At 70.2% G+C, this 26,635-nt stretch carries 20 protein-coding genes and 1 pseudogene; 12 read left to right on the top strand and 9 right to left on the bottom strand.

What is annotated here, in order from left to right:
- The first annotated feature begins 162 nt into the window (after positions 1-162).
- On the top strand, positions 163-543 hold the full coding sequence (locus VZQ01_RS04720) for a hypothetical protein (protein ID WP_426746990.1): 381 nt from the start codon (positions 163-165) through the stop codon (positions 541-543).
- Positions 544-810: 267 nt separating this feature from the next.
- Positions 811-2,013: a threonine--tRNA ligase gene (gene thrS / locus VZQ01_RS04725; protein ID WP_426746991.1), complete on the top strand. Its 1,203-nt coding sequence runs from the start codon at positions 811-813 to the stop codon at positions 2,011-2,013.
- Positions 2,014-2,074: 61 nt separating this feature from the next.
- Here thrS and VZQ01_RS04730 read toward each other — a convergent pair whose 3' ends face one another.
- Positions 2,075-2,491: a CBS domain-containing protein gene (locus VZQ01_RS04730; RefSeq protein ID WP_426746992.1), complete on the bottom strand. Its 417-nt coding sequence runs from the start codon at positions 2,489-2,491 to the stop codon at positions 2,075-2,077.
- A 211-nt stretch (positions 2,492-2,702) separates the two neighbouring features.
- Between VZQ01_RS04730 and msrB the strand changes: the two genes are divergently transcribed.
- Positions 2,703-3,125, top strand: coding sequence for a peptide-methionine (R)-S-oxide reductase MsrB (msrB, locus tag VZQ01_RS04735; RefSeq protein ID WP_141327068.1), 423 nt, complete (start codon positions 2,703-2,705; stop codon positions 3,123-3,125).
- 146 nt (positions 3,126-3,271) lie between these two features.
- Here msrB and purL read toward each other — a convergent pair whose 3' ends face one another.
- The 5 genes from purL to VZQ01_RS04760 all read right to left on the bottom strand — a co-directional run bounded on the left by purL (position 3,272) and on the right by VZQ01_RS04760 (position 12,186).
- A complete protein-coding gene (gene purL / locus VZQ01_RS04740) occupies positions 3,272-7,183 on the bottom strand; it encodes a phosphoribosylformylglycinamidine synthase (protein ID WP_426746993.1) in 3,912 nt (1,303 codons plus the stop codon).
- Between the two features lie 163 nt (positions 7,184-7,346).
- Positions 7,347-8,204, bottom strand: a complete 858-nt coding sequence (locus VZQ01_RS04745) for a Rossmann-fold NAD(P)-binding domain-containing protein (RefSeq protein WP_426746994.1) — start codon at positions 8,202-8,204, stop codon at positions 7,347-7,349.
- Between the two features lie 393 nt (positions 8,205-8,597).
- The gene (locus VZQ01_RS04750) at positions 8,598-9,857 is read right to left on the bottom strand and encodes a phospholipase C/P1 nuclease family protein (protein ID WP_426746995.1); all 1,260 of its coding nucleotides are present in this window, start codon (positions 9,855-9,857) and stop codon (positions 8,598-8,600) included.
- Positions 9,858-9,868: 11 nt separating this feature from the next.
- Positions 9,869-10,708 (bottom strand): metal-dependent hydrolase, encoded by an 840-nt coding sequence (locus tag VZQ01_RS04755; protein ID WP_141327062.1) that lies wholly within the window; start codon positions 10,706-10,708, stop codon positions 9,869-9,871.
- Between the two features lie 38 nt (positions 10,709-10,746).
- Complete coding sequence (locus VZQ01_RS04760; RefSeq protein ID WP_426746996.1) at positions 10,747-12,186, bottom strand: hypothetical protein; 1,440 nt, start codon at positions 12,184-12,186, stop codon at positions 10,747-10,749.
- An 881-nt stretch (positions 12,187-13,067) separates the two neighbouring features.
- Here VZQ01_RS04760 and VZQ01_RS04765 point away from each other — a divergent pair.
- The 6 genes from VZQ01_RS04765 to VZQ01_RS04790 all read left to right on the top strand — a co-directional run bounded on the left by VZQ01_RS04765 (position 13,068) and on the right by VZQ01_RS04790 (position 20,253).
- On the top strand, positions 13,068-14,333 hold the full coding sequence (locus tag VZQ01_RS04765) for a hypothetical protein (protein ID WP_141332117.1): 1,266 nt from the start codon (positions 13,068-13,070) through the stop codon (positions 14,331-14,333).
- Positions 14,334-14,425: 92 nt separating this feature from the next.
- Entirely contained in the window at positions 14,426-15,253 is an 828-nt protein-coding gene (locus VZQ01_RS04770; RefSeq protein WP_141332116.1) for a hypothetical protein, read from the top strand.
- Positions 15,254-15,342: 89 nt separating this feature from the next.
- Positions 15,343-15,675: a hypothetical protein gene (locus VZQ01_RS04775; RefSeq protein WP_426746997.1), complete on the top strand. Its 333-nt coding sequence runs from the start codon at positions 15,343-15,345 to the stop codon at positions 15,673-15,675.
- A complete protein-coding gene (locus VZQ01_RS04780) occupies positions 15,672-16,829 on the top strand; it encodes a hypothetical protein (protein WP_267696915.1) in 1,158 nt (385 codons plus the stop codon). Before VZQ01_RS04775 ends, VZQ01_RS04780 begins: the two co-directional genes overlap by 4 nt.
- Positions 16,830-16,990: 161 nt before the next feature.
- Positions 16,991-19,228: an RCC1 domain-containing protein gene (locus VZQ01_RS04785; protein WP_426746998.1), complete on the top strand. Its 2,238-nt coding sequence runs from the start codon at positions 16,991-16,993 to the stop codon at positions 19,226-19,228.
- Between the two features lie 62 nt (positions 19,229-19,290).
- Complete coding sequence (locus VZQ01_RS04790) at positions 19,291-20,253, top strand: VWA domain-containing protein (RefSeq protein WP_426746999.1); 963 nt, start codon at positions 19,291-19,293, stop codon at positions 20,251-20,253.
- A gap of 754 nt (positions 20,254-21,007) precedes the next feature.
- On the opposite strand, the pseudogene VZQ01_RS04795 reads toward VZQ01_RS04790, so the two are convergent.
- Positions 21,008-21,397 (bottom strand): annotated as a pseudogene (locus VZQ01_RS04795) (vWA domain-containing protein); the annotation flags it as partial.
- Between the two features lie 327 nt (positions 21,398-21,724).
- On the opposite strand from VZQ01_RS04795, the gene VZQ01_RS04800 reads away from it, so the two are divergent.
- Positions 21,725-22,285 (top strand): DUF2378 family protein, encoded by a 561-nt coding sequence (locus tag VZQ01_RS04800; RefSeq protein WP_223783162.1) that lies wholly within the window; start codon positions 21,725-21,727, stop codon positions 22,283-22,285.
- 21 nt (positions 22,286-22,306) lie between these two features.
- Positions 22,307-23,401, top strand: coding sequence for a hypothetical protein (locus tag VZQ01_RS04805; protein ID WP_223746485.1), 1,095 nt, complete (start codon positions 22,307-22,309; stop codon positions 23,399-23,401).
- Positions 23,402-23,407: 6 nt separating this feature from the next.
- Here the strand turns inward: VZQ01_RS04805 and VZQ01_RS04810 are convergent, their stop codons facing one another.
- Together VZQ01_RS04810 and VZQ01_RS04815 are read right to left on the bottom strand one after the other, a co-directional pair.
- Positions 23,408-24,100 (bottom strand): hypothetical protein, encoded by a 693-nt coding sequence (locus VZQ01_RS04810; protein ID WP_223746904.1) that lies wholly within the window; start codon positions 24,098-24,100, stop codon positions 23,408-23,410.
- Between the two features lie 350 nt (positions 24,101-24,450).
- The gene (locus tag VZQ01_RS04815) at positions 24,451-24,888 is read right to left on the bottom strand and encodes a DUF2383 domain-containing protein (protein ID WP_046712600.1); all 438 of its coding nucleotides are present in this window, start codon (positions 24,886-24,888) and stop codon (positions 24,451-24,453) included.
- A gap of 270 nt (positions 24,889-25,158) precedes the next feature.
- On the opposite strand from VZQ01_RS04815, the gene VZQ01_RS04820 reads away from it, so the two are divergent.
- Positions 25,159-26,586 carry an MFS transporter gene (locus tag VZQ01_RS04820; protein WP_267696922.1) on the top strand — a complete coding sequence of 476 codons (1,428 nt, stop codon included), beginning with the start codon at positions 25,159-25,161 and terminating at the stop codon, positions 26,584-26,586.
- Positions 26,587-26,635 lie beyond the last annotated feature (49 nt).

Consider the following 26,635-nt stretch of genomic DNA (forward strand, 5'->3'; position numbering starts at 1 on the left):
GGGGCTCGAAGCTCCCGGCGCCGCTGGCTGTGGACAGACGTCCGTTCGCGAGCACTTCACCGCGGGACACCGCTCACATCAATACGAGTTCTCATGGGAAAACGAGGAACCGACCCACATGGGTCGCAGGTGGTTCCACGTCGTTCTTCCGCGGGAGTTCTCATGAAGCGCGCATTCGTGATGCTGGTGGCGATTCTTGGTGTCTCGTTGCTGGCCTGTGGTGGCGAGGCGCTCGAGGTGCAAGTCGATGAAGGCCCGGCGGACGTCGAGTTGGCGCAAACCCGCCAGGAGCTCGTCACCTGTACGACGGCCTGCGCGAACGGGACGTTCATCTCCTGCACGGGAAGTACCTGCAGCACCCTCGAAGGCCGGAGCGTGACGTGTGACGGGGTCAGGAAGCTCTGCCCGCCGGCGGTGTGTCCGGGCGACTATCGCTCGTGCTCGGCGATGGACGGACAGAACTGCCGGGCCGGCACGCAGCCGTGCTGCCGTGGCGATGTCGAGGGCTATTGTTACTGCATCGCCGGCCGCTACGACTGCTGAGTCCCCTGACCCGTGAGGGGTTGCCCGCGGGTCTGGTTGACAATTTCCAGACCCGCTTGCATCTTGTTCCGCGTGAGCATCGTCAACGTCACCACGACCACCCGCACCACGACTCGCTACGGCGAGGTGTGGAGCGGTGCGCGTCGTGAAGTGAGCTGACGACCGCACGGCTTCTCGCCCCGCCTTCACCGGCCGGGGCAACCGTGTGTTCGCTCAGCGCTCCGTCCGGCAAGGCCTTCCCAAACCTTCCGTACCGGAGACGAAGCAATGCTCGACGAAAACGACCACCGCGCCCTCGGCCAACGCCTGGACCTCTTCCACCTGCAGGAGGAGGCCGCGGGAATGGTCTTCTGGCATCCCCGAGGGCTCTTGTTGTTCCGCCTGCTGGAGGAGCACATCCGCCAGCGCATGCAGCGCGAGGGCTACCTCGAAGTCCGTACGCCGCAGCTCTACGCGCAGCCCCTGTGGGAGCGCAGCGGCCACTGGGAGAACTTCCGCGAGAACATGTACCTCGTGGAGGACGGCGGGCGGCCGCTCGCGCTCAAGCCGGTGAGCTGCCCGGGCCACATCGAGCTGGTGCGGCGCATGTCCCTGAGTTACCGCGACCTGCCCCTGCGCATGAGTGAGTTCGGACTGGTCCACCGCAGCGAGCCGGGCGGCGCGCTGCATGGCCTGTTCCGGCTGCGTCAGTTCACGCAGGACGACGGGCACATCTTCTGTGCCCCCGAGCAAGTGGTGGAAGAGGTCGTGAACTTCGCGCGCTCGCTGCGCGAGTTCTACGCGGGCCTGGGCTTCCACGACGTCCAGGTGGCCTTCTCCGGGCGTCCCGCCTCCCGCGCGGGGAGTGACGCCGTCTGGGACCAGGCCGAGGCATGGCTCTCGGACGCGGCGAGCCAGGCGGGCCTGGAGTGCAAATACCAACCGGGTCAGGGGGCCTTCTACGGCCCCAAGCTGGAGTTCGTCTTGAAAGACAGGCTGGGGCGCGAGTGGCAGTGCGGGACGATTCAGCTCGACCTCGTGCTGCCCGAGCGCTTCGACCTGCGCTACCAGGACTCCCAGGGCCTGCGGGTCCGTCCGGTGATGCTTCACCGCGCGCTCCTGGGGAGCCTGGAGCGGTTCATCGGCGTGCTGCTCGAGCACCACCAGGGCGCCCTGCCCGCGTGGCTCGCGCCCGAGCAGGTGGTGGTGGCGCCCGTGGGTGACGCCGCGCAGGACTACGCGCGCGACGTCGCCTTCAGCCTGCGGCGGGCGGGCTGCCGCGTCCGCGTGGACGCGCGGCAGGAGTCGCTGTCGCGCAAGGTGCTGGACTCGCACCAGGGAGGTGTCCCCTGGCTCGTGGTGGTGGGTGCGCGCGAGGTGCAGGCGAAGGGCCTGCGCCTGCGACAGCGGGATGGCGCCCAGCGGGACGTGTCGTGGGACGCGGGCCTGGCGGAGCTGGTGTCCGCGTGTGTCCCCGGAGTCCCGGCGTGATGAAGCCCCGAGGGGCGCGAGGCCCGTCTGCTCCTCGCGCCCCTCGGTTCCTGGAGGACGGCTACGCGTGTTGCAGGTGCTCGAGCACCACGCCGGCGCGCAGCACCTCCGCGGGCACGGTGGCCAGGTCATCCAGGCTCAGGATGCCCAGCGGGCGACGGGCCTCGTCCACCACGACGAGCCGGCGCACCATCTTGTCCTCCATCATCTGCTCGGCCACATCGAGCCCCGCGTCCGGCTCGCAGGTGATGAGGGCTGTCGTCATCACCTCACGCACGCGCGTGGTGTTGGGATCCTGGCCCAGGGCGGTGGAGCGCACGGTGATGTCTCGGTCCGTCAGCATGCCCACCAGTTGTCCGCCCTCGGTGACGGGGAGCGCGCCGATGTTGCATTCGCGCATCCGCAGGGCGGCGACTCGCAGCGACTCGTCCGCCTCGATGGTCTCCACGTTCCGGGTCATCAGCTCGAAAATCCGCATGGCGCCTCCGCTGACGGGTTGAGGGTAGGACTGCGTCTCCAACCATGAGGTCGGCGCGGCCCTCCGGCAGGAAGGCACCCGGGCTCGGCGGAGCAGCGGGCGGGCACACGGCCGCCGTCATTCCAGGTTGGCCAGCGAGCGCGACGATTGGGCAGGATGCGCATCTGACTGAAGCTCCCGGGCGTGGACCCGGGCAAAGGAGCGTGACGGCATGGTCGACAAGCTCACCCTCAGCGATGCGCAGTGGCGCGAGCGCCTGACGCCCGAGGAGTACGACGTCCTGCGCAGGCACGGCACGGAGCGTCCGGGCTCGGGGTGCTTCCTGGGCACGAAGACGCCGGGCACCTATGTGTGCGCCGGCTGTGGCAATCCGCTGTTCAAGTCGGGCACCAAGTTCGAGTCCGGCACCGGCTGGCCGTCCTTCACCCAGGCGGTGGGACCGGACGCGGTGACGCAGATCGATGACCGCTCGTACGGAATGGTCCGCACCGAGGTGCGCTGTGCCCGCTGCGACGGCCACCTGGGGCACGTCTTCCCCGACGGCCCCCCGCCCACCGGCCTGCGCTACTGCATGAACTCGGTGGCGATGAAGCACGTGCCCGAGGGCCAGCCGCTGGAGCTGGTCCGGGCGTAAGCGCTGCAAGCCCCCGGCCCCGCTCGGTTCATCGAGCCCGGGCCGGGTGTTCGTCGCGAGCGCGGAGCAGGAGCGGGGACGACCTGACACCTGCCGAAACCTCGGCCCTGGCTCGCGGCATCGAGCCGGGACCTTCTGACAGCGCCTCAGCCCAGCCAGGCGCGGGCGTTGCGGAACATGCGCATCCACGGGCCGTCATCGCCCGTCCACTCGCGGGGCCGCCACGAGTGCTGCACCAGCCGGTGGACGCGCTCGGGGTGCGGCATCGTCACGGTGAAGCGGCCGTCCTTCGTGGTGACGCCCGCGATTCCGTGCGGCGAGCCGTTCGGGTTGGCCGGGTACGTCGACGTCACCTGGCCGTGGTTGTCCACCCAGCGCGTGGTGATGAAGCCCGAGCCGTTGACGCGCGCGGCCTCCGCGTCGTCGGAGAACTCCGCGCGCCCCTCGCCGTGCGCCACGGCGATGAGCATCCGGCTGCCCTCCATGCCCTGGTAGAAGAGCGACGGCGTGCGGGCAATCTCCACCAGCCCCAGCCGCGCCTCGTACTGCTCCGAGGCGTTGCGCACGAAGCGCGGGAAGTGCTCCGCGCCGGGGATGATGTCCTTGAGCCCGGACATCATCTGGCAGCCGTTGCAGATGCCCAGCCCGAAGCTGTCCGGCCGCGCGAAGAAGCCGGCGAACTCGTCGCGGGCGCGCGGGTTGAACAGGATGGACTTGGCCCAGCCGCCCCCCGCGCCCAGCACGTCCCCGTAGGAGAAGCCGCCGCACGCCAGCACGCCGTGGAAGTCCTTCAGCGACACCCGGCCCGCGAGGATGTCGCTCATGTGCACGTCCACCGCGAGGAAGCCCGCGCGGGTGAACGCCGCCGCCATCTCCTGCTGGCTGTTGACGCCCTGCTCGCGCAGCACCGCCACGCGGGGACGCGCGCCCTTGCCCACGAAGGGCGCGGCCACGTCCTTGGACACGTCGAACGTCAACAGCGGCGACAGGCCCGGGTTGGACGCGTCGCACTTGGCCGCGTACTCCTGCTCCGCGCACAGCGGGTTGTCGCGCAGCTTCTGCAGCTCGTAGCTGACGCGCGACCAGACGCGGCGCAGGTCCATGGTGCCCTCGGACAGGAGCACCCGCTCACCGTGCCGGACACGGACCTCCAGCTTCGGCGTGGGCCGCCCCAGCTCGTGGCAGTGCACCCCCAGCCCGTGCTGCTCCAGCACCTCGCACACGCGCGCCACGTCGCCCGCGCGCACCTGGACCACGGCGCCCAGCTCCTCGTTGAAGAGCGCCGCCACCGCGTCGGGCCCCAGCTTCGAGAGGTCCACGTCCACGCCGCAGCGGCCCGCGAAGGCCATCTCGCACAGCGTGGCCCACAGGCCGCCGTCGGAGCGGTCGTGATAGGCGAGCAGCCGCCCCTCGGAGCTCAGCGCCTGCACCGCCGAGAAGAAGCCCGCGAGCAGCGCGGGGTCCTCCACGTCGGGGACCTTGGGGCCCACCTGCGCGTGCGTCTGCGCGAGGATGGAGCCGCCCAGCCGCTGCTGCCCGCGCGCCAGGTCCACGAAGACCAGCCGCGTGTCCAGCTCCACGTCCACCAGCTGCGGCGTGAGCGACTTGCGCACGTCCAGCACCGGCGCGAAGGCGGAGATGATGAGCGACACCGGGGACGTCACGGTCTTCTTCTCGCCGCCGTCCTGCCACACGGTGCGCATGGACATCGAGTCCTTGCCCACGGGGATGGTGAGCCCCAGCGCCGGACACAGCTCCATGCCCACCGCGTTCACCGCGGCGTAGAGCTGCGCGTCCTCACCCGGGCTGCCCGCCGCCGCCATCCAGTTGGCGGACAGCTTCACGTCGGACAGCTTGCCGATGCGCGCCGCGGCGATGTTGGTGAGCGCCTCGCCCACCGCCATGCGCGCGGAGGCCGCCGCGTCCACCACGGCCAGCGGCGTGCGCTCGCCCATGGACATCGCCTCGCCCGTGGTGCTCGTCACCGTGGACAGCGTCACCGCGCAGTCGGCCACCGGCACCTGCCACGGGCCGACCATCTGGTCCCGGGCCACCTGCCCCGACACCGAGCGGTCGCCGATGGTGATGAGGAACGACTTGTCCGCCACCGTCGGGTGGCTCAGCACGCGCTCGGCCATGGACTTCAAGTCCGAGGGCAGCGACAGCGGGGCGTGCTCCAGCGCGCGCGTGGTCGCGTCGCGATGCATGCGCGGCGCCTTGCCGAACAACACGTCCATCGGCAGGTCGATGGGCGGCGTGCCCAGCCGCTCGTCGGACAGCTTCAGCACCTGGGACTCGGTCGCCTCGCCCAGCACCGAGAAGGGCGCGCGCTCGCGCTCGCAGAACGCGGTGAAGCGCGCCAGGTCCTCCGGCGCCACGCCCAGCACGTAGCGCTCCTGGGCCTCGTTGCACCAGATTTCGAGCGGCGACATGCCCGGCTCCGCGTTGGGCACCGCGCGCAGCTCCAGCCTCCCGCCCAGCGCGTTGTCGTGCGCCAGCTCCGGCAGCGCGTTGGACAGGCCGCCCGCGCCCACGTCGTGGATGGAGCGGATGGGGTTCTTCTCGCCCAGCGCGCAGCACTGGTCGATGACCTGCTGACACCGCCGCTCCATCTCCGCGTTGTCCCGCTGCACGGAGGCGAAGTCGAGGTCCGCCGCGCTCGCGCCCTGCGCCATGGAGGACGCCGCGCCGCCGCCCAGGCCGATGAGCATCGCCGGGCCGCCCAGCACGATGAGCTTGTCACCGGGCTGCAGCTGGCCCTTCTTCACGTGCTCGGCGCGGATGTTGCCCAGGCCGCCGGCGATCATGATGGGCTTGTGGTAGCCGCGCACCTCCACGCCCTCGGGCGTGGACACCTGCGCCTCGAAGCTGCGGAAGTAGCCCGCGAGGTTGGGCCGGCCGAACTCGTTGTTGAACGCGGCCCCGCCCAGGGGGCCATCAATCATGATGTCCAGCGCGGAGACGATGCGGTCCGGCTTGCCGTAGGGCTGCTCCCACGGCCGCTCGTGGCCGGGGATGCGCAGGTGGCTGACGGTGAAGCCCGTCAGGCCCGCCTTCGGCTTCGCGCCGCGACCGGTGGCGCCCTCGTCGCGAATCTCTCCGCCCGCGCCGGTCGCCGCGCCCGGGTACGGCGAAATCGCCGTCGGGTGATTGTGCGTCTCCACCTTCACCATGATGTGGGACGGCTCGCGCACCGTGCCCCACTCGCCCGTGTCCGCGTCCGGGAAGAAGCGGTCCACCGTGAAGCCCTCGATGACGGCCGCGTTGTCCTTGTAGGCGGACAGCACGCCTTCCTGGTGCTGGGCGTAGGTGTTCTTGATGGCCTGGAAGAGCGAGCGCTCCTGCGGCTTGCCGTCCAGCGTCCAGCTGGCGTTGAAGATCTTGTGCCGGCAGTGCTCGCTGTTGGCCTGCGCGAACATCATCAGCTCGACGTCCGTGGGGTTGCGCGAGAGCTCCGTGAAGCGCGCCACCAGGTAGTCGATTTCATCGTCCGCGAGCGCCAGCCCCAGCTCGCGGTTGGCCCGGTCCAACGCGCCCTTGCCGCCGCCCAGGATGTCCACCGTGGTGAGCGGCCGGGGCTCGTGCGTGGAGAACAGCACGGCCGCGTCCTCCATCCGCGTGAGCACCGCCTGCGTCATCCGGTCGTGCAGCACCGGCGCGAGCGCCTCCACCTGCTCGCGCTCCAGCGGACGTCCCTGGGGACCCGCCACGAAGTACGCGAGGCCGCGCTCCAGCCGGCGCACCTTCGCGCCCAGGCCGCAGTTGTGGACGATGTCCGTCGCCTTCGAGGACCAGGGAGAGATGGTGCCAGGACGCGGCACGACGAGCAGCAGGCTGCCCGCGCGCTCGCCCGAGGGGACCCTGGGGCCATACTCGAGGAGCCGGCCGAGCATCGCCTGCTCGTCACCGGACAGGGGCTCCGGGGCGTCGAGGAAGTGCACGTGCTCCGCGTAGACGGACGACACGGAGGGCACCTGCTCGCGGCACTGCGCGAGCAGCTTGGCGAGCCGGAATTCGGAGAGGACGGGAGCGCCGCGCAGGAAGTGCATGCTGGACATGGGAAAGGGTAGGCCCTGGGTAACAGCCGGGGCGTCCTTATCACCGTGTGTCGCGAGGGCGAGCACAGACTTCGTGCCAGCCCGCTCGCTGCCCGGACGGACAGGGGGCACGGTGGGTGCCCCTCACACGTCAGCGCTGGCGCGGCACGTAGGAGAGCCGGAATTACCCGCCCTTGCCGGAAGCTGCGGGCACGGGCTTCGGCGCCTCCTGGGCCTTGCGCCACAGCGCGAGCAGCTCCGCTTCACGCTCCCGTGGCAGGCCCGCGCGCGGCTTGTCGCGCCGCTCCTGTGGCAGGCCCTTGAAGTACGCCAGCGTGTCGCGGACGGTGACGTCCACGGGGCGGAACGTGAGCTCGGCCTTCACCGCCTTCGCGTTGGAGCGCAGGTGCGTGCCCGCGCTGGTGCCGGTGGGCGGCATGTAGATGGGCAGCCGCACATCGCCGGTCTCGCCCTGCTTCTCCAGGAACTCCGCGGGCACCCACGTCACCTTCGTGTCCTTGCCCGTCACCTTCCGACAGGTGTCGAGCATGGCGCCCATCGACCACGCCTCCGCGGGCCCCACGGCGTTGAACACGCCGTTCACCTGGCCCTCGATGAGCAGCACCAGCCACTCGGCCAGGTCGCGCACGTCGATGATCTGCAGCGGGTCCTTCGGCGTGCCGGGCGCCAGCATCTCCCCGCCCTGGTCGAAGCGCACGGGCCAGTACGTGAAGCGGTCCGAGCGGTCATCCGGTCCGACGATGTAGCCCGGGCGGATGTTGGCCACGCGCCCCGGCAGCGCCGCCTCGGCGGCCTCCTCGCACGCGCGCTTGAGCCCGCCGTAGAACTCGTAGTCCTTGCCCATCGTCTCCACGTTGGGGTCCGCGAGCGTCGCGGTGGGGCCACGCTCGTCCTCGCCCGGCGTCCTGTCGCTGGCGTACGCGGAGACGCTGGAGATGAAGACATACTGTTTCACGTTCGGCGCCAGCAGCGCCGCCGACGCGCGGACCATGCGCGGGTAGTACCCGGACGTGTCCACCACCGCGTCCCACTTGCGGCCCTTCAGCGCCTTCAGGCCCTCGTCCTTGTCGGGGTCTCTATCGCCGCGCAGCTTCTCCACGTCGGGGAAGAGCTCCGGGCGCGTCCTGCCGCGGTTGAAGAGTGTCAGCGAGTGGCCTCGCACCCGCGCGGCCTCCACCACCGCGGGCCCCAGGAAGCCCGTGCCTCCCAGGATGAGGATGCGCTTCTTCACCGACATCTTCGACGCGGCCAGCGACTCGGGCCCGAGCGCGAGCAGCGACGCACCCGTGGCGGAATACACCAGGAACTTCCTACGCGAGGTCTTCATGACGACGGCTCCAGGGGCCGTGGTGTGCTCGGGGGGACGCGCCGGACAACGCGAGCCCGCCTGTTTCATTCCCGGGCAAGCGTCGGGTCAGCGGTCTCCCAGCGCCACGCCCCATCCCAGCGTCCACACGAACCCATGGGTCCAGTCGTCGGTGAGCGGGCGCAGGCCCTGGTAGCGCGCCTCCGCGCTCGCGATGAACAACGCCCCCAGCGTCGCCTGCGCCCGCAGGCCCACGGGCACCCCGAAGCGCGAGCCTCCCTCCCACGAGAACACGCCCGCCCCCAGCGAGGCCCGCACGTCCACGCCCACCGCGTACGTCGGCCGCCACGCCCACAAGGGTGGCGACGACAACGACAGGCTGAAGCCTCCCGTCGCCAGGGGACGACGTCCCAGCCCCACGCCGCGCATCCACTCGAAGGACAACCGCGACGCGTACGGAAGTGGCAGCCCCGCGCGAAACCCGGCGACGGGTGCGCCGCCTCGCGCGTCGCGTGTCATGCCTCCCAGCAACTGGAAGGACAGCTCCGGCGCGGGGCTGTAGTCGCCAGTCGAAACCCAGACGGCGCCGGGCTCGGCGACCTCCTGGAAGCGCTGAGCCGCCCAGGTGAGGAATGACTGGGTATAGGCAATCGCCGCGGCGGCCCGGTCCGCCATGAACACATCAAAGGCCTCCGGCGAGACACCCTCCGTCTGTCCAAAGACCTTCCCAGACGCGCCATACCCACCGAACGCACCCTGCAGCGCCGCGTCCGGCTCCACCCAGAACGCACGCCAGGCCATCCGCGTCCCATCCTCGGCGCGCAGCGATTGCGTGCGCACCACCTCCAGGGTCTCCCGCGCCAGCGCCAGCTGCGCGTCGGACCCGGACATCGGCGCCACCTCGCGCGTGGGGAGCTGCTCCAGCACGCCGCGCAGGCCCCAGCCCTCGAACCCGTCCGAGAAGCCATGGCTCACCGGCACCACGTGCGGCGGCGAGGCCACGTCCTGGATGTGGTGCGCCAGGTGTCCGGCCCTGTCCCACGCGCGCGCCAGGTCTCCTCCACGCGCCGCGTCCAGCGCCTCCTCCCACAGCTTGCGCACCCGCGCCGCCGAGCCCTCGCGCGGCCCCGAGTCCACCCTCCCCTCCGGCCGGAAGTAGTGGTGCCACCCGGTCCACTTCACGTGGAGGTTGAGGTCCTCCGCCGTCGCACCGTGCAGGACCGCGTCACGGTGCTTCTCCAGGCCCGGCGACGCCTGGGTCGCCCGCTCGATGGCGACCCGCGTCAGGGCCTCGTGGTCCTTCACCCAGAAGGCCCCCGCCCCCATCGGCGCCAACAAGGCCGCGAGGACGGCGAGCCGCGGCGCCACGACACGTCCGCTCAGGCGGCCTCCGCCCTGGGCACGTCGAGCGAGTCCAGGTGGGCGCGCGCGATGTGCAGGTTGTCGTTGTCCAGGGGGTGGAACGACGGCCGCAGGTACTCCTTGAGCCCACGCCAGAGCACCCGCACCAGCACCGGGTCCTTCTGGTGCGCGCGCCGCAGCTCCCGCCAGATGCCACCCCACCCCAGCCCCGGCTCCTGCTTCAGCAGCGTGACGGTGGCCGCGAACCACAGGCCGTACAGCGCGATGATGCCCGCGAACATCCCCGTCACGCGCAGGCCGTAGCCCGGCGCCACCTTGCGCAGCACGTCGAAGGCCACGGCCTTGTGTTCAATCTCCTCGGCGGCGTGCCACTCGATGAGCTGGCGCATCGCGGGGTGGCCGTCCTTGAACACGCCGAGCGTCAGCGTGTTCTCCCCCATGATGGCCGTGTAGTGCTCCAGCGCGGCGGTGATGGAGAGCCGCAGGGAGGCCGGGAAGTACTTGTCGATGAAGCCCCAGACGATGCGCTGGTACGCCCTCATGAAGCCGGTGATGACGTAGCCCTGTGACTCCAGCAGCTCGATGTAGTCCTGGTGCTCGCGGGCGTGCTGGCCCTCCTGGGCGAAGAACGCCTTCACCTGCGCGCGCAGCTCCGGGACGTCGGCCAGCGCGGGGAGGTAGTGGTTGACGCTGCGCACGAAGAAGCGCTCGCCCTGGGGGAAGAGCAGGTTGAGTCCGTTCCACAGGTGCGTCGAGCCCAGGCCGTTGTGGTGCCAGACCCGGGGGAAGGTGGCATCGAAGTGGAACTTCAGGTGCGGCCTGGGGACGATGCGGCCGGGGTCGGGGGGATTGACCATGAGTGGGGGATTCTCGTGCGCCGGAGGGGGACGGCGGGTCAGAAGGAAGGGGGCGTGACGGAACGCACCCTTCGGGGGAATTCGCGCTCGAGCTCGGTTCGGAAGGCGATGAGCCGCTCCCGGGCGGTGAAGGGACCGCTGCCAGCGATAGCGCCGAAGAAGCGCTTGCGCACGCCTTTACGCGTCACGCAGAGCACCTCCGTGACGCACAGTGCCACCCCGCCGCCCACGGCGGGCAGCGGCCGCATGGTGTTGAAGTGGATGGGCGCGTGCCGCTCCAGCGCGGCCTCGTCCTCCACCTCCAGGGTGATCTTCGACAGGAGCGCGTTGCCGCACAGCGCGGAGGCCACCTGCCGCAGCCCCGGCGTGTAGGCGAAGCCGTGCGTGGTGAGCGACGGCATCCACCAGGGCAGCGACGGCGAGTACAGGGTGGAGAAGATGTCCTCCAGCACGCCGCCCTCCGTCCGGGTGTGCTCGAGCAGGTGGGAGACCCGCGCGGGCGTCACCGGGCCGTCTCGGGTGAGGGAGGGAATCACCGCGATGCGGATGCGCCGCCAGGGCCTTGGCACCGACGTGGGCGCGTCCGGCAACACCGGCACCAGCATCGTCGGGTTGTCCGTGCGCAACAGCCCCCCGTGGGAGCGCCCCAGCGCCCCCAGCACCGCGCACGCCAGGTTGCGGAAGTCGAGCTGCTCGGGCAGCGCCACGCGCAGCAACGGAGAAGGGTCCGAAGGCCCCGTCAGCCACTCCCCGCCGTCGGCGCCCCGGAGCCCGCGAGGCAGCCCCGCGGCAATCGCCCGCGACACCTCCATCATCGCCGTGCCGTCCATCACCAGGTGGTCGAACGCCAGCTCCAGCGAGCCCGTGGTCCGCTCCACCCGCGCCCCCAGCCAGGCGCTCGACGTCAGCAGATGGGACGTCCAGGCGCTGTCGCCGTGGCCCGCGGCGTCCACCACCACCTGGGGATGCAGCCCGTCGCGGCGCGCTTCGGAGAGCGAGCAGGGGGCGCGGGACTCGAGGAGCGCCGCCACCGCCTCGGAGGTGAGCGACGCGCCCACCAGGGGGAGCCGGGCCACCCGGAAGCCGCCTCCGGGCACGGTGACGGCCACGGTGAGCACCCCGTCATCCGCGACGCGCTGACGGGCATCCAGGCCCATGCGCCCCAGCCCCGCCAGCCAGACATCCGTGGGCTGGTTGTGCCGACGGCCCCGCGTGCCCACGTGCCAGCGGGCCACCTGCGCGAGCAGCGCGGACACCCACCCTCCCCCCCGGGTGTCGATGCCCAGCGGCTGCACCGTCATCATGACGCGGCGCGAGCGCGGCTCGGTGGACAGGAAGCGCTCCCACGACGTCAGCTCCGGCACCACGTCCGACACCCGGCTCGCCGGGAAGGTCCGCTGCCAGCCGTCGCATGCCCCCACCAGCACCGACAGCGCCTGACGCGCCACCGGCACGAAGTGCGGGAACTTGTGCGCCATCGACTCCCGCACGCGTGAGCGGGTGTCCCCGGCACGGTGAACAGCGAACGAAGGAAAGGAACCAGAGCCGTCCATGGCACGTGTCCCGCGCAAGCGCACCGGCGAGGTGACCCACTGCATTGGCCGTGGAGTGTACCGGACACTTCCCGCCAACGGGATTCTGTCGCACGTCCTCATGTCGAGACACACCCCGCATTCATACGGGTGGTGAAGGACTCACGCCCTCATCCCCGTTTCATCGCCGGCAGGGAACCGCGACCAGCACCTCACCGAGTCCCAGCCCGCCACACGCACAGCGCGGGCCGCCCCCAAGGTCTCCAGCCGGGCGCAGCGGGACGGGACACTTCCGCTCCCAGCGGCCCGCGTGGACCGTCCACCCGGACGCCCTCCCACGTCCCTGCCAGGAAGGCTCCGGGTCCGTCTTTCGCGCCGCGCACGGGTGTGTCACCCGCCGCGCCAGGACACGACGCACACCGACGTGCGGTTTCCACGCAGACATCCCATCCAAGCACTTGCATCAGAACGACAGGCTTCACGCGCGTGTGACGTGTCGCCCCCGAGGCTCGCGCCGACCCCTCGGGAAACCCAAACAAAATCAAACTAGATTTCACTGACAAAACAACATTGAACGACAAAGTCGCTTTAACCCAACCCGCACTGGCAGTCACACCCGCAATCGGTAGGATGGGTTTGTCCAGGAAGAAGCACCCCGTCTGGACAGAGGGGGGAATCCAGCCACACAGCACCTGGCCCGGCTTCGGTGCCTGCTCGGTGACGGGCGGGTGACCGCGACGCCAGCACGCGGCTTGCGCGCCCATGGCACGCAGGCACGGGACGGGTGCGCCCTCTATTCCTCACGCCACGCAAAAGGAATGCAATCCATGAAGAAGCTTCTCGCTACCACCGCGGCCGCGGCGCTCTCGCTCACCGCGACGCAGGCGCTCGCGGCGCCCATGTCCCCGTCCGCCAAGCCCATGGCGCAGTACTTCTCCCCCACGGTCCAGGACGCGTTCACCCTGCTGGGTGACACGGACAACAACAACCTCGTCTACTACGTCCCGCGCCGCGGCGGCGTGGCCGTGCAGTCGCCCCAGACGACCAACCCCATCCCCCGCTTCCAGATCACCTCCTTCATCCCCATCTTCGGCTACTTCGCGGGCCTGGAGCTGGCGAACCTGGGTGGCTCGTTCTCCACCACCAGTGACCTGGGCGCGCTGAACCGGCTGTCCACGGAGGCCGCCGCGCTGGGCTTCCAGATCGCCCCGGCCCCGGCCAACCGCTCCACCACGCAGTTCGTGCTGTCCGGTTACGCGCCCGTCAACGGTCGCGTGGAGGTCGACTGCGACTTCGAGATCCTCGTCGTCAACGGCCGTGAGGTGCGCGTCCCCGTGTGCTTCACGCACCTGGACCCGTCCCAGCCGTACGACATCAACACCAACGTGATGTACAAGTTCAACACGCTGCCCGCCGTCAGCGGCAGCGTCGTGGCGCAGGACATCGCCTTCCAGGCGACCACCCTGCCCGGCTGGACGCCGCAGCTGCGCGCGCTGATGGCCACCGGCGCCCAGTGGGACAACATCATGACGGCGCAGATCGACTGGGACATCAAGACGCACAACCTCACCCGTCAGGCGCGCTTCACGGTGAACTGGCGCTCGCTGTTCGAGCAGGCCAGCGCGTTCGCGGCCTTCCACCTGAGCTCCTGCGTGGACATCGAGGTTCGCGCCTTCTTCGAGCGCCTGGTGACGTGTTCCGCGGAGAACGCCTGCGGCATCCGCATCGAGTACCTCGGCAGCAACGGCCAGTGGGGCCCCACCGCGCCCAATGACGCCAACTTCATCAACGTCGTGAACGCCGTCCAGGCCCGCCTCCAGGACGAGCTGTTCAACGAGGTGCGCCGCTACACCACGCCGGTCAACGGCCAGGTCTCCAACCAGACCAACTCCATCTTCACCATGCGCGCCAACTACGAGAAGCTCATCCTGGAGCGCAACGAGGTCGTCTACATCCAGTACAACCCGGGTCCCACGGACTTCACCGTCAAGACCAACCTCAACGTCACCTGCCTCATGGATGGCTTCGAGATGGGCCGCGTGAACTGGAACATGAACGACGCGGGCTGCCGCGCGCTGCTGGGCCAGCCGTAATCCGTCGCTGGCGCTGATTCGACTCCGGGGCGGAGGCCACCTTCCTGGCGGCTTCCGCCCCCCTTTCCATCCTCACCCCAGGCCCTGCACCCATGCGATTGCTCTCGCTCTGTCTCACGCTCGCCCTGTGTCTGGCGGCTGCCCCCGCCCAGGCCCAGACGGACACGCCCCCGCTCGACTACGCGCGCACCCTTCGCGAGTCGGAGATGGTGTTCATCCCGTACATGGGCATGAACCGCGGTCCCATCTTCTATACGCAGTACGCCCAGGTCGCGACGGACTCCGTGGCCACGGTGGGCGGCATGCGGCGGCTGTTCGTGAACCTGCACCCCACCGCCCATACGCTCAACCTGTACAACGGCTTCATCAGCCGTCACGGCATCACCGACGCGCGCCTGCTGCCCACCTTCCCCGCCACCGGTTGCCAGCCGACGCAGGCCATCATCGACCTGCTCCCCGGCATCCCCGCCAGCTACAAGCCGAAGGCCGTGGGCGGCAACTACCCGCTCGTGTGTGGCATCAGCGTCCACTTCCTGCCGGCGGACGAGGCCATGGTGCGCGCCCACATCGCCGCCAACCCCGTCATCACCCTGCGCGTCAACGTGCCGCTGTGCGCGCCCTCCAGCCCGCTGCTCAACGTGCCGGGCATCAACCAGGTGCTGGTGACCAACGGCGCGCTCCAGTCGCAGCCCACCGGGGGCGTGACGGGCAACAGCTGGGACGTGCTCTTCGAGTCCGCGAAGCTCGCGCAGACCAATCCCTCGCTCTTCGTCACCGCGGACCCTCAGGTGGGCTGGGAGACGTATGTGAAGGCCTTCACGCTGGACCTCGCCGCCCAGACGGCGACGATGACACCCGCGGTGGCCGGGAGCTCCTCGGCCATCTGCACGCCCGCGCCGCTGGCGCTCGAGCACGGCTGAGACGCCGCGCCCGGACATTCGAACCCTCACATCGGCAGCCGGGGGCGGACATGGCGTGGGCCATGACGCTCCCGGCTCGGGAGCTTTTCATGAAGACACGATGGGTCTGGGTCCTGATGGGACTCGTGGGCGGCATGGCGTGCTCGGGCAAGGACGCCCCCGACGAGGGCGAGACGCCGCGGCAACGCCGCGCGAAGCTCCAGCGCTGCATCGTCACCCGGCTGCCCCGGCCCACGGGCTCCGTGGAGCCCACGTGGTCCGTGTCCGGCTTCGCCTTGGTGGGCGCCTACCGGGCCTGTGAGCCGGACGCGGAGCGCGCCACGGCCTCGGACTTCGGCCAGGTGGTGGAGGACATCGCGCGATGGGAGTCCGAGGACGTCTCGCGCGTGAGGCTCACGCAGCCGGCGGAGCTGGCGCCGTGAGGCGGCTGGCCGTGCTCGCGCTGGTGCTGCTCGCGGGGATGGCGTCCGCGTCCGCGCGAGGCGGGGTGGCCCAGGAGTGCACCGGGTGCCACACGTCCCAGCGCACCGAGCCCCAGACGCGCTTCGCCAACGGCCTGGGCCGGTGGACCGACAGCCAGTGCTACGGCTGCCACGCGGAGATCAACGACGTGGCCCGCAAGCGCCAGAAGCGCGAGCCGGACCCGCGCTACTTCGCGGTGCCGGTGCGCGAGGAGAAGCTCGCCCACCTGGCCACCACGCCGCTGTCGTACATGAACGCGCCGGAGCTGCTCGAGGAGCCCGGACACGCGGTGCCGCGCATCTCCGCGCGGGGCCTCGCGGCGTTCCTCAGGCGGCCGAGCACGCTCTCGCAGAAGGAGGGCAGCCGCGCCCCCCGGATGATGGCCTACCCCGCGCTCCGCCCGGGCGACGTCCAGGACATCGCCGCGCTGCTGGCCGTGCGCCTGCCGGCGAAGGAGGCGCCGCTGGCCAGGTTGACGCCGCACGAGCGCCCCGCCGCCGACGCGCTGTGGAAGGCGCGCTGCGCCGCGTGCCACACCGGCCCCCGTCCGCTCTCCGGACGCGACGGCGTGTCGCTGGGGCTCTACACGCCCGAGTGGACGTACGAGTACTGCCGCGAGCCCTCGCCCCACGCTCGCCAGGGGCGGCAGATGCCGGAGGTGCCGCTCACGCTCGACGAGGCGAAGCTGCTGCATCGCCTGTTCGACGAGCAGCGACGCGAGAAGGAGCGCGAGCTGGATGCACGCGTCACGGGCCTCGCGGTGAAGCAGGCCGCCGCGCCGGGCCCGGTGCCTCCGACGATGCTCGCGTACCTCTGGGGCCCGTTCTTCCGGGACGCCACGTGCGTGCACTGCCACGCGACGAGCCCTCGCGCCGCCAGTGCCTTCACGGCGGATGCACAGGGGCTGAAGAGCTATCTGAAGAAGAAGTCCGGCGAGGAGTTCTGGCGGCGGCTGGAGACGCGCGCGCTGGAGGCCGAGCACGGCCTGGTGGCCGCCTCGCCCGGCATGCCCATGGCGGGCGTGGAGCTGCCGCCGGAGCTGCGGGCGCTCGTCGCTCGGTGGGTGGTGGACGGCTGCAAGGACACCGAAGGCAAGTCCTGGTGCCGTCGCTGACGGCCTTTGTGGGGGAGGTTCGCGCAGGTTCCGCGACACCGCATGGCGCGCCCCTCGGAGCTGCGGGCGCTCGTCGCTCGGTGGGGGGTGGAGGGTTGAAGGAGTTTCCGCAAGCAGGTCCTGTTGCCGTCGCTGACGGCCTTTGTCGGGGAGGTTCGCGCATGTTCCGCAACGCGACGTGGAGCAGTTCCGTCCGGTGGTGCGCCGTCCTGGCGCTGTGGCTCCTCGCGGGCTGCGGCGAGTGGGCGATGGCGCCGGCCCCCGCGCTGAGCCAGGTGCGCGTGCCGCTCGCCGGCCGGAGCTCCGCGTCGCGCCTGTCGCTGGGCCAATACCACTCGGTGGGCGTGCACTCGGACGGCACCGTGTGGGCCTGGGGCTACAACCGCCAGGGACAGCTGGGCAACGGCCAGCTCACCGACAGCCCGACGCCGGTGCAGGTGAGCCAGCTCACGGACGCGGTGGCGGTGGCCTCGGGGGACTACCACTCGCTGGCGCTGCGCTCGGACGGCACCGTCTGGGGCTGGGGCGACAACTACTCCGGACAGCTCGGCACGGGGACGACCAGCGCGAGCGTGCAGCCGGTGCGGGTCCAGTCCCTGACGGGTGTGCTCTCGGTGGGCTCGGGCTTCTCGCACTCCGTGGCGCTGCGCTCGGACGGCACCGTCTGGGCCTGGGGTGACAACCGCTACAAGCAGGTCGGTCCCCACTCGGCGACGAGCAACTCGCTGCCCATCCAGGTCCCCGGCCTGCGCGAGGTCATCGCGGTGGCGGCCGGCGGCAACACTTCGCTGGCGCTGCGCGCGGACGGCACCGTGTGGGCCTGGGGCGACAACCGCAGCGGTCAGCTCGGCGACGGCACGGTGACGACGCGCGGCCAGCCCGCCCAGGTGCTCGGCCTGACGGGCGTGGCGACGGTGTCCGCGGGCGCGTCACACTGCGTGGCCTTGCGCTCGGACGGCACGGCGTGGGCCTGGGGACTCAACGCCACCGGGCAGCTGGGAGACGGCACGGTGAGCAACCGCACCGCGCCCGTCCAGGTGCCGCTGACGGAGGTGATGGCGGTGGTGGCCGGCAACTACCACTCGCTGGCGGTGCGCTCGGACGGCGCGGTGTGGGCCTGGGGCGACAACCGCTACCGGCAGCTCGGCAACGGGACGCTGACGAGCAGCCGGGTGCCCATCCTCGCGGGGCTCACGGGCGGCGTCACGCTGGTGGCGGGCTTCAAGCACTCGCTGACGCTGCGCGCGGACGGCACCGTGTGGGCCTGGGGCGACAACGCGTTCGGCCAGCTGGGTGACAGCACCTTCCAGCCGCGCATGTCGCCGGTGCGCGTGGGGACGACGCAGACGCTGGGCAACCCGGGTGTCACGTCGGGCCAGCTGCACTCCGTCTACCTGGACGCGTCCGGGAATGTCTGGAGCTGGGGCGACAACGAGAGCGGCCAGCTGGGCAACGGCACGGGCGCGGACCGGCTGACGCCCGCCCTCATGGGGCTGTCAGGCGCGGTGTCCGTGGCCGCGGGCGACAAGCACACCGTGGTGCTCAAGGCAGACACCACCGTGTGGGCCTGGGGAGTCAACAGCCGGGGCGAGGTGGGCGACGGCAGCAACGTGGACCGCTCGCAGCCCGTGCGGGTCTCCAACCTCACGGGCATCTCCGCCATCTCCTCCGGGGCCCTGCACTCGCTGGCGCTGCGCAACGACGGCACGGTGTGGGCGTGGGGCTTCAACCGCTACGGACAGCTGGGGGATGGCTCCACGGCGGACCGCAACGTGCCCGTGCGGGTGACGGGGCTGACGGGCGTGACGGCCATCGCCGCGGGCCACAGCCACTCCATGGCACTGCGCTCGGACGGCACCGTGTGGGCGTGGGGCTACAACTTCGACGGACAGATTGGCAGCGGGACGAACGCTTGGCACATCGTCCCGGTGCAGGTGGTGGGGCTCACCGGGGTGACGAGCATCATCGCGGGGGGCTACCACTCGCTGGCGCTGCGCTCGGACGGCACGGTGTGGTCCTGGGGCTACAACGGCTCGGGGCAGCTGGGGAATGGCTCGACCCTGAACCTCAACGCGCCCGGGCCGGTGTCGAACCTGACGGGCGTCGTCTCCATCGCGGCGGGGAACTTCCACTCGCTGGCGCTGCGCTCGGACGGCACGGTGCGCGCGTGGGGGTTCAACTTCGACGGCCAGCTGGGAGATGGGCTGCTGGAGAACCGCCACGTGCCGGTGATGGTGGCGGGGATGAGCAACGCGGTGGCCATCATCGCGGGGGACCACCATTCGATGGCGCTGCGCTCGGACGGGACGGCGTGGGCGTGGGGATACAACGGCGAGGGCCAATTGGGGGACGGCACGCGGGATGACCGCCTCATTCCCACGCAGGTGGAGATGTTCTGAGGCGCCACGCTTCACGGGACGGCCGTTGGGTCCCTTCCGCAGCACCCGACAAGGAGACACCCATGTTGCCTCGAAGACTGAACGGGCGGGCGCCTGGAGCGCTCGCGGCCAGCGGACTCGCCCTGGTGTTGCTGGGCGGCGCCGACGCGCGGGCCTTCACCGAGGAGCACGTCATCATCCTCATCGACCGCAGCGGCTCCATGCTCACGACGCGCGCCTCGGGCCAGACGCGCTTCGTGGAGGCCGTGACGCGGGGACGCGACTTCGTGCAGACGCCCAATGTCCTGCCGCGCCGCTTCGCCGTGTGGACGTTCGAGGGGGCCACCTACCGCCGTGAGCAGGGCTTCATGGACGGGGCGTCGACGGTGACGACGCTGAACAACCTGACCTCGGGCCTGGGGGCCACGCCGCTGGCGGTGACCGTCTGCGACGCGGCGGACGAGCTGCTCCAGTTCGAGCCCGGCGTGGACGCACGCAAGGTGGTCCACCTCATCTCCGACGGAGAGGAGAACAGCACGCCCGAAGACTCGCTGTGCTACGGGCCGTCCAGCAACAAGCGCTACCCGGACCTGGAGGAGGGCTCGTGGCAGTGGAAGGTCCGCAACATGCTCAAGACGGGCGACCCGCTGCGCGACAGCCCGAATCCCTTCCAGCTCGTGTTCGACGCGGACGTCTTCTACAACCACCTCAACCTGTCGCCCTTCGCGGACCCGCTCGAATCCCCCTTCCTCGTCCTGCTCCGGGGGTTGTCGCGCGACTCGGGCGGTCAATACATGCCCATCGAGGACTCACGACCACTTCCCATCCCGGGTGACACGGATGGCAACGGGTGCATCGACTCGAAGGACTACTACCTCATGCTCGCAAACTACGGGCTGAGCATCCCCCCTGGAGACCCCAAGGCCGACTTCAACGGAGACAAGGTCGTGGACTTCACCGACTACAGCATCGTCCTGGGCAATCTGGGCCGAGGCTGCACGGCCGGACCGCAGCCCTGGGTCCCCATGCGCGTGTGGCGGGAGTAGCCGACCCTGGCGTGGACCCGGCCTGAGACAGCTTGCCGGGCCCACGCCCCAAGGATTCACGTCAGAAGGTCACGTTGCACCGACCGCCCATCCCCCACTGAGCGATGACCATGGAGTAGTCGTTGTAGTCGACGATGAAGTCACCGTTGATGTCGGCCCGCTTGTCCCCAGGCGGAACGGTGTTCCCGAAGTTGGCGAGCACCAGGTCCAGGTCCACGTTGTTGACACAGCCGTTCCGGTCGACGTCGCCGAGCGCGGGAACCGGCTGGTTGTCCTCGACGACCGTGAGCCGCCCACCGGACTCCTCGGCGATGGTGCGCAGGTACCTGACGAACGGGCCGCCAGTGGGAGCGGGAATGCTCGCATCCGCGACAAGCCTCCCGTCCCGCGAGACCTCCGGGACCACCTCCGAGCCGCCATCCCGAAGAGTCAGGAAGCTCCCGAAGAAGGTGATATGAGAAACAATCTCATAGCCGGTCGGAGGCACGTTGGTGTTCTGGGCATTTCCGGTCCGCAGCTTGTTCCTCACCTTCCACTGCCAGGACTGGGGGTCCATCGCGGGGCTGTCCGAGCCCTGGCACTCGGAGCCAATGGGACTGTCATTCTCCTGGCCGTCGGAGCTCAGCTCGATTCGCTTCTGCGCGAAGACATTCGTACGAAACCCTCTCAGCTTGTTCACCGCCTCGCAGGCCGAGTAGGCCAGCGGGGTCGTCCCACTTCCCGCCTGCAAGGCGCTCAAGGCATTGAAGATGAGCTGGGGCTCCGTCGTGAAATCCTGATGCACCTGATATGAATTATTCTCGAACGACCAGACCGCCATGTATCGCGGCAGCGACGAACCCGCCTCCACGGCCTCCCTGGCCATCTGCATGCCCACCGCGAACCGCTGCCGGTTGTCCAGCGAGCGCACGGTCTGCATCGACCCGCTGCGGTCAATCAGGAAGACCACGTGCACCTCCTTGAAGGGAGGGAGCGGCTGCGCCATCACCACGCCTGGGCTGGCGAACACCAGCAGTCCCAGGAGCATGGCCCAACGAACGACGGCATCGTGTTTCGTCACGGGGGCATCCTTTCGTGAGGGAGGGGGGACGACCCGACTCGAAGTCCACGACTGAGCGGAATCCGTCCCCAGAACGCCAGACATTCGAGCGCTCGAACCCTGTATGCCATACAGTTTCAACCCGACCAATAAGGGGAATCACATAACATCCAAACCACACCACGGACGCCCATCCAGGACTCCATCGGACAGACACACCTTGCGATGGCGTGACACACTTTCGATGACGCCCTCCGTCACATCCAGGAGCGTCGCCGGGGCGCGATCACCTGTCCCGAGGCCCGTCGCGGTCTGCCCCCTCCTCGGAGCCCCACCGTGCGGGGCACGTCCGACAGGACTGGCCTTGGGAGGTCGGCTCCGGAGAGAATGCGCGCGCGCCGGTGGGTGGCCGGCGACCTTGGGGGAAAGCGCATGAGCCAGGAGCGCGTCATCTTCGGCAACACGGTGGACAGCCTGTATCTGAAGACCCTCGACAAGGACTTGTCCTACGACCTTCGCAACGAGCTGCGGGAGATGGGCATGGACCTGGACGGCCCGCTCCAGGCCGCCTATCCCCACGCCGTCTGGGTGCGCTGCCTGGACACGGTGGCCCGCGCGCTCCATCCGGACCGGACGCTCGAGGAGGCGCGCCGGCTGCTCGCGCGGCGCATGATTGAAGGCTACGCGCAGACCGTCATGGGCGCGGCGGTGCTCACCCTGGCGCGCGTGCTGGGCCCCATGCGCTCGCTGGGCCGGATGACGCACAACTTCAGGAGCGGCAACAACTTCACCGAGACCCGCGTCACGGTGGTGAACCCCACCACCGCGGACCTCTGGTTCAACGAGCCCGCGGCCACCGAGGGCTTCGTCGAGGGTGTGCTGGAGGAGGGGCTGCATCGCATCGGTGTCCGGGGGCTGACCATTTCCCGCACCCGTCACGACGAGGACTCCTGTACCTATCGGCTCGAGTGGTACGACCCCTCCGCTCGCTGACCTCCTTCCCCGAGCTCCTCGATGCCCCGCCTCCTCGACTCCCTCCCCGAGCTCTACCGCGAGCTGCTCCCCGGCTTCTTCCGCCAGGACGTCCCCGAGGAGACCAAGGCCACCTGTTCGAACTGCGCCATGTGCGAGGGCTCCGCCCAGGGCAGCGTGGAGGCCGTGGACGGCGTCAGCCGCCTGTTCCGCCCCGACACCAAGTGCTGCACCTACTTCCCGCGCCTGCCCAACTACCTGGTGGGCGCGCTCCTGTCGGACGAGCGGCCGGAGCTGTCCGAGGGCCGCTCGCGCATGGAGGCGCGCATCGCCGCGCGCATCGGCGTGACGCCGCAGTGGGTGAAGCCCCCGGCCAAGTTCAACTTCCTCTACAAGAACGGCACCCAGTTCTTCGGCCGGGCCGCGTCGCTGCGCTGCCCCTACTACGCGCAACACAGCGGCGGCTGCACCATCTGGCCCTACCGCGAGGCGGTGTGCTCCACGTTCTTCTGCAAGTACGTGGCGGGCGCGGACGGCCGCAGGTTCTACATGTCCCTCAAGACGTACCTGACGCTGACGGAGATCCAGCTGTCGCGCTGGACGACGCTCCAGCTGCTGCCCGACTACATCCTGTCCGGCAAGGACCGCCCGGAGCTGCAGCCCTCACCGCTCGCCGTCGAGGACCTGGACGACGCGCCACCTCCCGCGCGCGCCTACGCGGACCTGTGGAAGGGCTACGTGGGCCTGGAGGTGGACTACTACCGCGAGTGCCACCGGCTGGTGCGCGGGCTGGACGCCGCGGGGCTCGACAAGCTGCTCGGCCTGGACGGCCTCATCGAGCTCAAGGCGCTGGAGGCGCACCTGGGCACCGCCGTGTCCTCCCAGCTGCCGCGCACGCTCAAGTTCAACGCGGACGCCACCGTGCAGTGGATGCCCGACGGCAGCGTGGCCCTGGGCGCGTACAGCGACTTCGACGCCGTGGCCCTGCCCGGCGAGGCCTACGGACTGCTCGTGGAGTTCACCGGGCGACAGAGCGTGGAGGCCGTGCGCCACCACCTGCGCGAGCACAAGCAGGCGGACCTGTCCGAGGACGTGCTGCTGGAGCTCTACCGGCACCGCATCCTCGTGGAGGTCTAGGCTCGGCTACGGAGGGCCGGACAGCGCGCCCAGCTCCTGCAACAGGCGGCTGGACGCGTGCGCCTCCCGCCACGCGGGCACCGACGCCGACAGGTGCTCGGCCAGCCACGCGCAGAAGCCCGGGTCTCCAGCACCGAGCCACTCCGCCGACTCGGTCAGCTCCGCCTGCGCGGCCTCCCACGCCCGGCGGTAGGCGCTCGCCGAGGACATCACCTGCGTCACCGCGTGCGTGAAGGCATCCAGCGACGCCCTCAGCTCCAGCGCCGCCGAGGGCTCCTTGCCGCGCGACTCGCGCAGCCGTCCCAGGTGCAACAGCAGCCCCTGCTCCAGCGCCGCGGTGGTGCCCAGCCGCGCCTGCGCCCCGCGCAAGAGCAGCTGCAGGTCCTCGTTCAGCTCGCGCAGCAGCTCCTCCGTCGAGCGCGCCACCGGGCGGCCCAGCCGCGTGCAGACGGCCTGCCAGAGGTTGCTGTACGCGAGCAGCTCGCTGACCCCGCGGCGGACGTGAGGAGGGATGCGGTCCAGGAACTCCAGCGCGGCGCCACGCGCCTCGACGGCCAGCGCGCCGGAGCCCTTGGCCAGCTGCAGCAGCTTCCAGGCCCACGGAAGGGCCTGCTCGGTGGAGCGGAACAGCGCCTCGCAGCTCGCGCTCAGCGCGCCCGCGTGGCTGCCCTCCTTCGGCACCGCGGGGGCCTGGGCCATCTTCAAGGGCTCCGGTTCCTGGGGCTCATGCTGAACACTTCCTTCGTGCTCGCGCCGCGCGCCTTCCGACGAGGAATGTTCGCGTTCCGAAGAGCTGTCGTCCAGCCACATGCATCTCCTCCGGCCTCGTCGGCGGACCCCCGGTTATCGCACGCCCCGTCGGCAACCTCCAAGAGCCTCGCGACCCGGCATGAAGGACACCCGACGTGCGTCCCGGACGTCGACGTCCGTGGCCGTTCGGGCATTCAAAAGGTCACAGGCATTCCCGAAAGTTGAGAGCCCCAACAAAAGCGGGCCCGGACCCGCGACGCGCGCAGGCCCGGGCCCAGGTGAGGGGGGCGCCCCAGGCCTCAGTGCAGGGTGTGCTTCAGGTGGCTGAGCTTCTTGTGCGTGCTCTTCTGCTTGGGCAACAGCTCCATGCGCACGAAGCGGCGCAAGTCGCCGTGGACCTTGCCCGCGTTCTGCTCGTAGTCGCGAAGGCCCTTGTCCTCGCCCTCCTCCAGGGCGGAGATGGCCTTGTCCTCGCCCAGGAGGTCCGCGCCGCCCTGGACCACCTTCGCGAAGACGCCCCACACGCCCGAGCCCTCCGCGGGCTCTCCGTCGAGCTGCCGGATGCGCTCCTTGAGCGCCTCCACGCGCTGCTCGTGGTCCTTCAGGCACTCCTCGAGCGTGCGCCGCCGCACGTCGTGCTCGATGTGCCCCATCGCCTGGCGGTAGGTCTCCACCGCTGAAATCTCGCCCCGCAAGAAGGAATTGAGTGTCTCGACATCCTTGCCAGCCTGAGCCATCGACGGCCTCCTGGTGAGGGTGAACGGATTGCTGTTCCAAGAAGTTGAGGCGCGGCCGGCGGCTCGCAACGAGGGCCCCCTCCCCCGCCACCTCCCCCGGGCCACACGCACCGTCCGTGTTTCCACGCGGGCCGGCGCGACTGTCCGGGTAGTCTGTTTGCAAGAATGCGTCAGGGCTGTGAAGCTGATCCCAGAGTACCCCGGTTCCTGTGCCGTGCCCCTGGCCCGTGGGAAGCTGGCCAGGCAACCCAGCTCGCTCCTCCTCGACGAATGACCGCCCCGTCGCCTGCTTCACCGTCGCGCCCGCTGCTCACGTTCGCCCTGGTCTGGCTGGGTCAGTTCGTCTCCCTGTTCGGCTCCGGGCTGACAGCGTTCGCGCTGGGCGCGTACGTCTACCAGCTCACCGGCTCCACGACGCGCTTCGTGCTCATCTCGTTCTGCGCGACGCTGCCGTTGGCGGTGTTGTCGCCGTTCGCGGGCGTGCTGGTGGACCGGTGGGACCGGCGCAAGGCGATGCTCTGGAGCGACGTGGGCTCGGGCGTCACCACGGGGCTCATCTGGACGCTGCTGGTGGCGGACAACGCCGGCTGGCTGAAGTTCCAGAGCTGGTACATGTACCCCATCGTCCTGCTGGGCGGTTGTTGCACGGCGTTCCGGTGGCCCGCGTGGCAGGCGACGACGCCGCTGCTCATCCCCAAGCGGCACCTGGGGCGCGCCAGCGGACTGGCGGAGCTGGGCGCGGCCATCAGCCAGATTGCCTCGCCGGTGTTCGCGGGCGTGCTGGTGGGCAGCATCGGCCTGCACGGCGTGCTCTTCATGGACGTGCTGAGCTTCCTGTTCGCCGCGAGCGTGCTCGTCGCGGTGCGCTTCCCGTCACCACCGCCGAGCGCGGCGCGGGCTCCGGGCCAGCGCTCGATGCGCGCGGAGCTCGCCGAGGCGTGGCGCTTCGTGCGCGAGCGGCGGGGGCTGACGTACCTGCTGTGTTTCACCACGTTCACCAACGCGAGCATGGCGCTGGTGCTGCTGCTCATCACGCCGCTGGTGCTGAGCTTCACGGACGTGAAGAACCTGGGCGTCATCGGCTCCGTGTCCGGCCTGGGCATGCTGGCCGGGGGCGTGCTCACCAGCGTGTGGGGCGGCCCCAAGCAGCGCATGCGGGGCGTGGCGGGCTTCCCGCTCATCGCCGCGACGATGTTGCTGCTGGCCGCGCTGCCCCCCAGCGTTGCGTTGCTCGCCACGGCGGCGATGCTGTTCCTGTTCTCCATGCCGCTCACCGCGGCCAACTCGCAGGTGCTCTGGCAGACGAAGGTGCCGCTGGAGATCCAGGGCCGGGTGGCCGCGCTGCGAAAGACGGTGGGCCAGTCCGCGGTGCTGCTGGTCACGCTGGTGGCGGGTCCGCTGGCCGACCGCGTCTTCGAGCCGTGGATGGCTCCGGGCGGCGCGCTGGCGGACAGCATGGGGCGCCTTCTGGGCACCGGCCCCGGCCGCGGCATCGCGCTCCTCTTCGTCGTCATCGGCCTCACGGTGTTGTGCGCCGTGGGCCTGCTGCTTTCGTCCCCTCGCGCGCGGCGCGTCCAGGAAGAGCTTCCGGACGTGATTCCCTCCCATCCGCTCGCCTCGACGCTTCCTTCCGAACCGCCCGCGGCCAACGCCGTGCCCGAGAACAGGCTCTCGGCGACGGGGAACACCCCGTCTTGAGCACGTCGCGGTTCTGGCCGTCCGCGCCCATGTATCCACTGGAGTATCC

The organism is Myxococcus faecalis, from assembly GCF_050039385.1.
Lineage (GTDB): Bacteria > Myxococcota > Myxococcia > Myxococcales > Myxococcaceae > Myxococcus > Myxococcus fulvus.

Bases quoted from the DNA above. Each gene is read 5' to 3' on its own strand.
- VZQ01_RS04720 (WP_426746990.1), top strand. From the start codon at position 163: ATGAAGCGCGCATTCGTGATGCTGGTGGCGATTCTTGGTGTCTCGTTG.
- thrS (WP_426746991.1), top strand. From the start codon at position 811: ATGCTCGACGAAAACGACCACCGCGCCCTCGGCCAACGCCTGGACCTC.
- VZQ01_RS04730 (WP_426746992.1), bottom strand. From the start codon at position 2,491: ATGCGGATTTTCGAGCTGATGACCCGGAACGTGGAGACCATCGAGGCG.
- msrB (WP_141327068.1), top strand. From the start codon at position 2,703: ATGGTCGACAAGCTCACCCTCAGCGATGCGCAGTGGCGCGAGCGCCTG.
- purL (WP_426746993.1), bottom strand. From the start codon at position 7,183: ATGTCCAGCATGCACTTCCTGCGCGGCGCTCCCGTCCTCTCCGAATTC.
- VZQ01_RS04755 (WP_141327062.1), bottom strand. From the start codon at position 10,708: ATGGTCAATCCCCCCGACCCCGGCCGCATCGTCCCCAGGCCGCACCTG.
- VZQ01_RS04760 (WP_426746996.1), bottom strand. From the start codon at position 12,186: ATGGCGCACAAGTTCCCGCACTTCGTGCCGGTGGCGCGTCAGGCGCTG.
- VZQ01_RS04765 (WP_141332117.1), top strand. From the start codon at position 13,068: ATGAAGAAGCTTCTCGCTACCACCGCGGCCGCGGCGCTCTCGCTCACC.
- VZQ01_RS04770 (WP_141332116.1), top strand. From the start codon at position 14,426: ATGCGATTGCTCTCGCTCTGTCTCACGCTCGCCCTGTGTCTGGCGGCT.
- VZQ01_RS04775 (WP_426746997.1), top strand. From the start codon at position 15,343: ATGAAGACACGATGGGTCTGGGTCCTGATGGGACTCGTGGGCGGCATG.
- VZQ01_RS04785 (WP_426746998.1), top strand. From the start codon at position 16,991: ATGTTCCGCAACGCGACGTGGAGCAGTTCCGTCCGGTGGTGCGCCGTC.
- VZQ01_RS04790 (WP_426746999.1), top strand. From the start codon at position 19,291: ATGTTGCCTCGAAGACTGAACGGGCGGGCGCCTGGAGCGCTCGCGGCC.
- VZQ01_RS04800 (WP_223783162.1), top strand. From the start codon at position 21,725: ATGAGCCAGGAGCGCGTCATCTTCGGCAACACGGTGGACAGCCTGTAT.
- VZQ01_RS04805 (WP_223746485.1), top strand. From the start codon at position 22,307: ATGCCCCGCCTCCTCGACTCCCTCCCCGAGCTCTACCGCGAGCTGCTC.
- VZQ01_RS04810 (WP_223746904.1), bottom strand. From the start codon at position 24,100: ATGGCCCAGGCCCCCGCGGTGCCGAAGGAGGGCAGCCACGCGGGCGCG.
- VZQ01_RS04815 (WP_046712600.1), bottom strand. From the start codon at position 24,888: ATGGCTCAGGCTGGCAAGGATGTCGAGACACTCAATTCCTTCTTGCGG.
- VZQ01_RS04820 (WP_267696922.1), top strand. From the start codon at position 25,159: ATGACCGCCCCGTCGCCTGCTTCACCGTCGCGCCCGCTGCTCACGTTC.